The 8,798-nt window shown below is 63.8% G+C and carries 8 protein-coding genes; 6 read left to right on the forward strand and 2 right to left on the reverse strand.

The window, feature by feature from the left end; all coding sequences use genetic code 11:
- The first annotated feature begins 454 nt into the window (after window positions 1–454).
- The 3 genes from AC1DYX_RS23850 (at window position 455) to AC1DYX_RS23860 (ending at window position 4,245) form a co-directional block, all read left to right on the forward strand.
- Window positions 455–2,161, forward strand: coding sequence for a S8 family peptidase (locus AC1DYX_RS23850; protein WP_477263468.1), 1,707 nt, complete (start codon window positions 455–457; stop codon window positions 2,159–2,161).
- A 29-nt stretch (window positions 2,162–2,190) separates the two neighbouring features.
- The gene (locus AC1DYX_RS23855; protein WP_477263470.1) at window positions 2,191–3,510 is read left to right on the forward strand and encodes a hypothetical protein; all 1,320 of its coding nucleotides are present in this window, start codon (window positions 2,191–2,193) and stop codon (window positions 3,508–3,510) included.
- A gap of 351 nt (window positions 3,511–3,861) precedes the next feature.
- Window positions 3,862–4,245 carry a hypothetical protein gene (locus AC1DYX_RS23860; RefSeq protein WP_477263472.1) on the forward strand — a complete coding sequence of 128 codons (384 nt, stop codon included), beginning with the start codon at window positions 3,862–3,864 and terminating at the stop codon, window positions 4,243–4,245.
- Between the two features lie 117 nt (window positions 4,246–4,362).
- On the opposite strand, the gene AC1DYX_RS23865 is transcribed toward AC1DYX_RS23860, so the two are convergent.
- Together AC1DYX_RS23865 and AC1DYX_RS23870 are read right to left on the reverse strand one after the other, a co-directional pair.
- Window positions 4,363–4,899 carry a pyridoxamine 5'-phosphate oxidase family protein gene (locus AC1DYX_RS23865; RefSeq protein ID WP_477263474.1) on the reverse strand — a complete coding sequence of 179 codons (537 nt, stop codon included), beginning with the start codon at window positions 4,897–4,899 and terminating at the stop codon, window positions 4,363–4,365.
- Window positions 4,900–4,997: 98 nt separating this feature from the next.
- Window positions 4,998–6,386: an FAD-binding oxidoreductase gene (locus AC1DYX_RS23870; protein WP_477263476.1), complete on the reverse strand. Its 1,389-nt coding sequence runs from the start codon at window positions 6,384–6,386 to the stop codon at window positions 4,998–5,000.
- Window positions 6,387–6,657: 271 nt separating this feature from the next.
- On the opposite strand from AC1DYX_RS23870, the gene AC1DYX_RS23875 reads away from it, so the two are divergent.
- The 3 genes from AC1DYX_RS23875 to AC1DYX_RS23885 form a co-directional block, all read left to right on the forward strand.
- A complete protein-coding gene (locus tag AC1DYX_RS23875) occupies window positions 6,658–7,242 on the forward strand; it encodes an A24 family peptidase (RefSeq protein ID WP_477263478.1) in 585 nt (194 codons plus the stop codon).
- A 21-nt stretch (window positions 7,243–7,263) separates the two neighbouring features.
- A complete protein-coding gene (gene cpaB / locus AC1DYX_RS23880) occupies window positions 7,264–8,097 on the forward strand; it encodes a Flp pilus assembly protein CpaB (RefSeq protein ID WP_477263480.1) in 834 nt (277 codons plus the stop codon).
- 34 nt (window positions 8,098–8,131) lie between these two features.
- Window positions 8,132–8,798 (forward strand): pilus assembly protein N-terminal domain-containing protein (locus AC1DYX_RS23885; RefSeq protein ID WP_477263482.1); only part of this gene is annotated, 667 nt, incomplete at its 3' end.

The following is an 8,798-nucleotide window of genomic DNA, read 5'->3' on the forward strand; positions in this document are numbered from 1 at the left end:
ATCCAAGCTCGCACGTAGCGTTGCCTCGATCTTGGCGGCAATCAAACGCGGCGGTTCATGACGCGCGACATCACCTCAAGAACATCGGTTATTTCACTCCATTAATTTTAATTTCCTAATAATAAATTTCCAGCGAACTGTCTGCTGTTGTTATGGAAATAAAAAGAACCTGCAGTGCATGCTGCAAGAAGATTTACAAATACGCATTAAGCATTGACTCGTATGTTTGATTAATGTCAAATAGTTCCGGATAAATCTCGCTGCTGCTTTTGTCTAACATAGCGCTCGACACCAGGATCTGAATGTTAGTTGGCTTACGCGATCCCCGAAGAAATACTCGGCCGGTACCGCTCCGGGCAATAAGCCAGCACGTCCGTCGTTAGGACAAAAGAACAACCTCCGGCAATGGCCTGCCTCGGCCAACGGCATAGCCAGCAATTTCGCGCGCACCACCGTGCCGCCCCAACTGACCGACGCGAGACAGCGGGCGAAATGGGGCCTGCCCCCGCCCGACAGACCCCACGTTCTCGGCCCCTATATCGTTGAATTGAATGTCGAGCATGTCGGGGGCCTGCCGGAGGCCGAAAAGTGTTTCCTCGAGATGTATAACCACGTTATCAGGCATAACGTCGCTGGCGATCGCGCTCGCGGCTTCCGACGGAAGCCGCTAAAGCTCGACAAGTCCTATATTCGTTGCGATCTCAGCGATAACGAATGGTCCGAGCTCATTGCCGAGGATGAAAAGAAAGTACGGAAGCAGCGCGCGGTCTACCGTCTCTGGCCGGACTTCGAACTGCAAGCCCATACTGACCGTTCAGTCGCCACGATCAAGGCGGACGCYGCAATGCGGTCGTTCAACGCAACCGGGGAAGGGATCGTCTGGGCCGTCATCGATTCCGGTATCGACGGTAATCACCCGCACTTCGGGCACCGCGCGACCCAGGCCGAGCTTGATGCGCATATCCTGCACGCGCAGGAAGTCGTCGGCCTGCACCGGTGCTTCGCAGAAATCGACCGCGACGGACAGGGCAAACTCGTGCTGTTGCCAGACCCGGACGACGACGAGAAGAGGACTCCCGCCGAACGCGAGGCACTACTCAACGAACATCGCACGTGGGCCATGACCGACGACTTCGGTCACGGCACACATGTCGCCGGCATCGTCTCCGGGCGCGCGCCATCGAATGCGGGGGTCGTGGTGTGCGAACGCCGTTTCAACGTGGACAAAAATGGAAACAAGGTCGACCAGTCGTATGCGGCGCGCCATCTCCCCGACAGACCCTGCGACCCACTCGGTACCGCCCTGCACGGCGTTGCGCCGCTAACCAAGATTGTCAGCCTGCGCGTCCTGGACAAGAACGGCAAGGGTCGCGCAAGCCAGATCATCAAGGCGCTCGAGTATGTCCGCGAAAAGCTGAACGACAACCCAAAGCTCATGCGTGTGCACGGCGTCAATCTGAGCGTGGGCTACGAATTCGACCCCGAGATGTTCGCATGCGGACAAAGCCCGTTGTGCAACGCGGTCAACCGGCTGGTCCAGGAAAGCGTGGTCGTCGTCGCTGCTGCCGGAAACACCGGATTCGGGACAGTCGCAGCATCCGTAGGCACCTCCAAGGTCGGCCTTTCAAACACCATCAACGACCCCGGGAACGCGGCCGATGCGATCACGGTGGGCGCTACGCACCGCGATTCGCCCCATACGTACGGCGTGTCCTATTTCTCGTCGAAGGGTCCCACTGCTGACGGCAGGCTCAAACCCGACCTGGTGGCGCCGGGCGAACGGATCACGTCCTGCGCGGCTGGAGCGAAATTGCAAAAGGCGCTCACCGGCCTGCCTGCCCCACCCGCTCCCGCGGCGATTGCCGCCGGCGCGGCCACGGTGGATACAGCCGGGGCCGATACGACTGGGACCGATACGACCGGGACGACCACTGCCGCGACGACCAACCCGGCCTACTACGTCGACGACAGCGGCACGAGCATGGCTGCGCCCCACGTCTCCGGAGCCGTGGCCGCGTTCCTGTCCATTCACCGCGAGTTCATCGGCAAGCCGCTGGAAGTGAAGCGCATCTTTCTCGACAGCGCGACGTCGCTCGGACGCGAGCAGTACTTTGAAGGTCACGGCATGGTCGACCTGATGCGCGCCATCCAACTTGTTTAGCGATCGATACGAACAACCCGGGAGATAATATGGCACTCGCAAAATTCGATGTCGAATTTGACCGCGATGGCGCGGTCTACGATCCAACGCAGCTACAAGCCGTGCTCGACGCGGTGGCGCAGGCGAGCGACGTCCTGCTCCTGTCGCACGGGTGGAACAACAATAAGGACGAGGCGGCGGAACTGTATCAAGAACTGACCGGCAACATCGAGGCGTGTCTGAAGGCCCCGTCGGTCGCGTGGGGAGACAGAAAGATCATGGTGGTGCAGGTCTATTGGCCGAGCAAGCGCTTCGACGACCCCGATCTGATACCAGGAGGCGGTGCCGCGTCGGTGGACGGCGGCGAGTCCACCAAGTCACTGGAAAAAATGCTCGACAACCTCACGATCGCACCGCGGCGGCTGGGGGAGAATACGCCCGATCCGGTCCGGGTCGAGATCATCGAGCGCGCCAGGGCCGCCATCTCCAAGCTTGACAGCGACGCGGGCAAGGCCGAGTTCCTGTCAGAGCTGCGAGCGCTCGTCGACGTCGGATCGGCGCACGACGACGACTGTTCAACCGAGTTCTTCACCGACAACGCCGTTGCCATTTTCGAACGGCTCAACGATGCAGTCCCTGCGCCGACCGGCCCGGCCGCCGGCGGCGGCGCTGCGGACGTAGACGCGGCGGGGGGCGCGGCCGGTCTTGGCGACATGTTCAATGGTGTCGTCGCGGCCGCGCGGCGTATCGCCAACTTTACGACCTACTGCGACATGAAGCAGCGGGCCGGCCTGGTCGGCCGTACCGGCGTGGCCAAGATGGCGATGCTCATCCGCCAAAAGGCTCCCCAGGCGCGCCTGCATTTCGCCGGCCACAGTTTCGGCGGCCGCGTGGTCACAGCTGCGGCAAGCGCGCTGCCGCCGGGCACCCCGGACGTCACGGTCAGCCTGCTGCAGGCCGCATTTTCACATAACGGATTCGCCAAGAAGGACGACGACGAGGACGTACCCGAGGGCGCGTTCCGATCGGTAGTCCAGGACTGGCGGGTATCGGGGCCGATCATCATCACGCATACGAAGAACGACCGCGCTGTCGGCATCGCGTATCCACTGGCGTCTCGTATCACCCGCGACAACGCTTCGGCAATGGGAGACGAAAACGACCCCTACGGCGGCATGGGACGCAACGGCGCGCAACATACCGCAGAAAAAAAGGAGAGCCCAAATACATTGGGCGACGCAGAAGCGGAGTACGACTTCATGAAGAGTGGCGTCTACAACCTCCGGTCCGATGATTACATTCACGACCACAGCGACGTGCGCAACGCGGCGGTTGCCAACGCGATCGTGCGCTGCATGCTTGCGATCTGAGCGGCGTGTCTGCCCTGCGTGGGCCCCGAAGGATAAAACCTATCAGTCGGGCCGGGCTCCTCAGGGGAGCACTGATGCCAGAGCGCCAGGGAAGCGCTTGTAATAACTTTTCGAAATTCAAGAAGGTGGCTGTTTCGGTCCACCAACCGAAGCGGCCTTCCGCAATTTCCAGCGTGCTCGGTGGAGCGCAAACCCGATTTTCATCCGAGACGGTATCGTCGGACCAAGAACCTCGACAGGTTCGCCCCTTTCGGAGGAGCGACCCATGACAACCACGCAACCGCCGCAAGTTGACATTGCCCTGGGCAAGTCAATGCCGGTCTTGTGTCCGACGATGGTATCAGGACTCGGGTGACCGCCTACCTAAAGACGCGCAAACCAGGCACCGGAGCATCATTGGAGTCAAGTGCATCGAGTCCCAAACTGGCCGCGCCCAGCGTCGATAATGCACGGGTTTATCTATTGGCAGGAAAAAGGGACAAAGCGAACGATTTTCCTCGCCTGAAGGAGGAATTAAAATCAGCAGGCTTTGCGCTGGTGGGTGCGCGTGTCAAGGAAGACGCTGGCCGGCCGGAACATCCGGAAATCCGTTATTTCAATGCCAGCGACAAGGCTCAGTCCGAGAAGATAGCTGAATTCATGCGGTTCTATTTGAACACTAATAATGTAGTGGCCAGCAAATCTGACGATCCAACGGCGAAAACCGGTTACATTGAAATTTGGCTTGGCCGCTAGTCGTGCCCAAGTGCGGGATACTCCCTGACTTGCAGGCTGGGGAGGATGTGTTGGCGCGTGATACCGCAACGCACGAAAACACGGTGCCAGTATCGACCCGGCTAACGCTGAACTCGCTCAGAACGCCAACCGTCCTTCGATCGAATCGTCGAGCGTCTTGCCAACGAGCGCCCCCACGGCAACCTTGGCACCCGCCACGAGATTGCCGTGCTTGTTGTCCCAGTAATACCCCGACTGCGGCGTAAACCGGATGACGCTGATGCGCGGATCGTCCTCCCCTTCCGTGAACCAGGTATTCAGCATCGGGTTCCACAGCTTGTGGATGCGGGCGCGGTCCTGCATCACGTCGGCACGGCCTTCCAGTTCCAGGAAGCCGGCGTGGGCGTCGCGCTGGAAGTACAGCTTGACGGCAGGGTTGGCGGCCAGCTCGTGGTTCTTGTGGCTGTCGTTCGCACTCAGGAACCACAGGTTGCCGACATCGTCCGTGTCGCGCACGCTCATCGGGCGCACGCCGTTCGTCGAGCCGGTCGCGCCGGCCGTGCAGAAGAAACAGGTGTCGACGTCGTTCACCATGTCCTTGACGCGCTTGATCGCATCGCGGCCGCTGAGGTCGCGGCGGTTGGCTTCGGGCTGGTTGCGGTTGATCGAATCCATGATCGTCTCCTCGGCCGGAATGGCCGTTGCGTGGGGCATCATCGGCCCCACCCTTGCCGTCGTCTGTGCGCGACCGCACGGCCCTTGGTACGCCTGCCTTATCCTGCCGGCGCGATGTTGTGGTTATAGCGGAACAGATTGTCCGGATCGTAACGCTGCTTCACCTGCACGAGCCGGTCCCAGTTCGGCCCGTACGCCTCGCGGATGCGTGAGCCCTCGTCCTGGGTGAGGAAGTTGATGTAGACGCTGCCGGCCGCGTGCGGCGCCACGGCGGCGAAGAATTCGCGTGCCCAGCCCACGCAGCGGGCGTCGTCGGCCGCCTCCAGCCAGCGCCCGTGCACGTTCATCGCATACGTCACGTTGCGGTGCGGATAAGCGGTGGCGTCCACCGCCGGCTCGTTGGCGCGGCCGCCGATCAGGCCCAGGAAGATCTCGCACTGCGGCGTCGGCACGCTGCCGGCGTAGCGCAGCACGATGTCGATCGCGTCGTCGGAGAGTGTCGTGAAGTTGTGCGACTTCCAGTAGTTGCGCGCGCCCGGCGCCAGCAGCGGGTCGAACGTCTTTTGCCACGCCGCGTACGGCACCGCGCCCACGTGCTCGCCCAGCACGGTGCCGAACGCGCGCACGGGCGCGAGCACGGGTTCCGCTTCGTCCACGGGGCGCGGCGAGAACACGGCCAGTGCGACGATATCCTGGCCGTGCACATCCGGCGGCAGGAACGGCAGCGGCGGCGCCTTGCGCAGCACGGCCCAGATGGAGACATCGTTGGGCAGCGTATCGACGTAGTCGCGGTAGCGGCGCAGCACCTCGCCACCCTGCGTGGCCGGGAACACGACCAGCCCGGCCGTGACGGCCGGCCCCACGGCATGCAGCGCGAACTCGAAGCACGTGACGACGCCGAAGTTGCCGCCGCCGCCGCGGATGGCCCAGAACAGGTCCGGTTCCTGGCGCGGGCCGATGTGGCGCCGGCGTGCATCCGCCGTCACGATCTCCGCGCCGACGAGGGAATCCACCGTCAGTCCCAGCATGCGCGACAGCCAGCCGAAGCCGCCGCCCAGCGTGAGGCCGGCCACGCCCGTCGTTGAATTGATGCCTAGCGGAACGGCCAGTCCGCAGGCCTGCGTCTCGTGGTCGACGTCGCCCAGCAGCGCGCCGCCGTCGACGTAGGCAAGGCACGCGTCCTGGTCGATACGCACGCCGCGCATGCCGGACAGGTCGATCACGAGCCCGTCGTCGCACAGCGCATTGCCGGCGATGTTGTGGCCACCACCGCGCACGGCCAGCGGCAGGCCATGGTCGCGTGCGAACGCGACGGCCGTGCACACGTCGGCCGTCCCGGCGCTGCGCACGATCAGCCCCGGACGCCGGGCTATCATCGCGTTCCAGATCTGGCGCGCACCGTCATAGTCCGCGTCGCCCGGCTGCAACAGCGCACCTCTCAGGGCGGCCCGCAGGCCGTCGACCACCTCGTTTTTCAAGCCCGTCATCGTCGCCTCCGCCTGTCGCCGCGGCATCTGCCGCCGTCTTTGCAGCATAGGAGACGACCCGCGATATACAAGGGCTGCCCACATGGAATGGAACCGAGCCGACCCGACTAGGCGTTTTGTACTGGGTCCCCCCCGACAAACAGGAGCTTCGCCTAGCAAAACAGTGACACCCGGCTGATGTAAGGGCATTTCCGGATCGATAGACTTTGTTCCATGGATTGACGCTAATCAAACAGTTGATCTGACCAGAATCAAACGAGGAGTGTATGAGATGAATGAGCTGGACGCCTTTCTCGAACTGACCAGGATGCTCGTCACGAACCCGCGGACGATCGTGCTGTTCACACTGCTGGTCGTGGCCGCCGTGTCCGACGTGCGCCACCAGCGCATCCCCAACTGGCTGACGCTGTCGGGGCTCGCATTCGGCCTGGTGTACAGCGCCTTCGTGCCGTTTTGGGGCCACCACGGCTTCCTGTGGGCACTGGCCGGCGCAGGCATCGGCTTCGGCGTGCTGTTCCCGATGTGGCTGCTGCAACTGACCGGCGCCGGCGACGTCAAGCTGATGGCGATGACCGGTGCCCTGCTCGGCCTGCAGGCGATCCCGCTGGCACTGATCGGCTCGCTGTCCGCCGGCGGCGTCTGCGCCATCGTGTTCGCGCTGCGGCATGGCAACCTGCGCACGATGCTGGGCAATATCCTGCGGATGGTGCACCTGGGCGGCATCGCGGTGGCGGCCGGCGTCCCGGTCCGCATGGCGACGACCGGCTGGGGTTCCGTGGGCAAGCTGCCGTACGGCGTCCCGATCGCCATCGGCACGATCACCACCGTCGTCGCCGCGCACTACGGTTTCCTTTGAACTCGATCCCCGGGTGACATCATGAAAAACATCAAGGCACTGTCCCTGCTGCTGCTGGCAGCCGTCCTCGGCCTCGTTGCGGCCGTCTATGCCAATAACTGGGTCGGCCGGCACACGAATGTCGCCGCCAACAAGGTGGTCGTGGCCACGGTCGACATCCCCGCCGGCAGCCGGCTCGAACCCGAGATGCTGACGACGATCGACTGGCCCTCTTCCGCGCTGCCCACCGGCGCCGTCACGGATCCGGCGCTGCTGAAGGCCCGTGTCGTCAAGCTGGACGTGGTGCGCGGCGAAGCCGTCATCGAGGGCAAGCTGGCCCCGGTCGGCACGATGGGCGGCCTGTCCGCGGTGATCGCCGAAGGCAAGCGGGCAATGACGGTGCGCGTCAACGACGTCGTCGGCGTGGCCGGCTTCGCCCTCCCCGGCAACTATGTCGACATCCTCGTCCACGCCCAGCGCGACGAAGGCAAGGGCGAGGCGAAACCGATCAGCAAGACCGTGCTGGAACACGTGCTCGTCCTGGCCGTGGCCCAGGAAGCCAGCCGCGACGACACCAAGCCGAAGGTCGTCAACGCCGTCACGCTCGAACTGTCGCTGGCCGATTCGGAAAAGCTCGACCTGGCACGCAGCATCGGCACCCTGTCGCTCGCCCTGCGCAACCAGACCGACGAAGCCACCGTCAACACTGCGGGCTTCACCCGTAACGATCTGCTGGGCGAGGCCAAGGTGTTCAAGGCGGCCGCGCCGGTCAAGATCGCGAAGCCGCAACCACAGCCGCAACCGGCCAAACCGGGCCACTGCGTGGAAGTCATCGAAATGCCGGATGGGTCGAGCAGGCTGAGCTGCTTCAACTGAACCGACACGAATACCAACCGGACAGGAGTCAACCGTGCGCCATACCGCCCTCACCACCCTGGCAGCCGCCGCGCTCTGCTGCGCCAACGCCAGCGCCGCGAACGCCGCCGCCGCCGCAACCAGGCCAGAAAGCGCCGTGCTGCGCCAGTGCAGCGCGACCCAGGTCGAAAAGCCGTCGTACGTCACGCTCGGCAAATCCACCGTCGTGATGCTGCCGTATTCCGTCGTCCGCATGGCCGTCGGCGGCGCCCAGCCCGGCCAGCGGACGGCCATGGCACAGCCGGCCCCATATCCCGCCCTGCCGGCCGGCCTGCAGGCACTCCAGCCGCCCGCACCGGCCGCGGCACAGGAACTGGACGGCGTCTCGGAAGTGCGCATCACGCTGCTGGCGCCGAACGAATTGTTCGTCCTCGGCCGCAAGGCGGGCTCGATGAACGTGATCCTGCAGGATGCGGAAGGACGCTGCCACGTGAAGGACATCATCGTGACCGTCGATCCGGAAACGCTGCAGTCGCTGCTGGCCGACCTGGTGCCGGAAGAACGCGGCATCAAGGTCAAGGCCGCGGAAAGCAGCCTCGTGCTCACCGGCGAGGTCAGCGACGCCGCGGTGCTCGACCAGGTGCTGGCGCTGGCGACTTCGTATGGCGACGGCAAGAAGGTCGTGAACCTGCTGCGCGTCGCCGGTGCCCAGCAGGTGATGC

Source organism: Massilia sp. P2_C2, from assembly GCF_056404615.1.

Coding starts and splice junctions, on each gene's coding strand:
- AC1DYX_RS23855 (WP_477263470.1), top strand. CDS start 2,191: ATGGCACTCGCAAAATTCGATGTCGAATTTGACCGCGATGGCGCGGTC.
- AC1DYX_RS23865 (WP_477263474.1), bottom strand. CDS start 4,899: ATGGATTCGATCAACCGCAACCAGCCCGAAGCCAACCGCCGCGACCTC.
- AC1DYX_RS23870 (WP_477263476.1), bottom strand. CDS start 6,386: ATGACGGGCTTGAAAAACGAGGTGGTCGACGGCCTGCGGGCCGCCCTG.
- AC1DYX_RS23875 (WP_477263478.1), top strand. CDS start 6,658: ATGAATGAGCTGGACGCCTTTCTCGAACTGACCAGGATGCTCGTCACG.
- cpaB (WP_477263480.1), top strand. CDS start 7,264: ATGAAAAACATCAAGGCACTGTCCCTGCTGCTGCTGGCAGCCGTCCTC.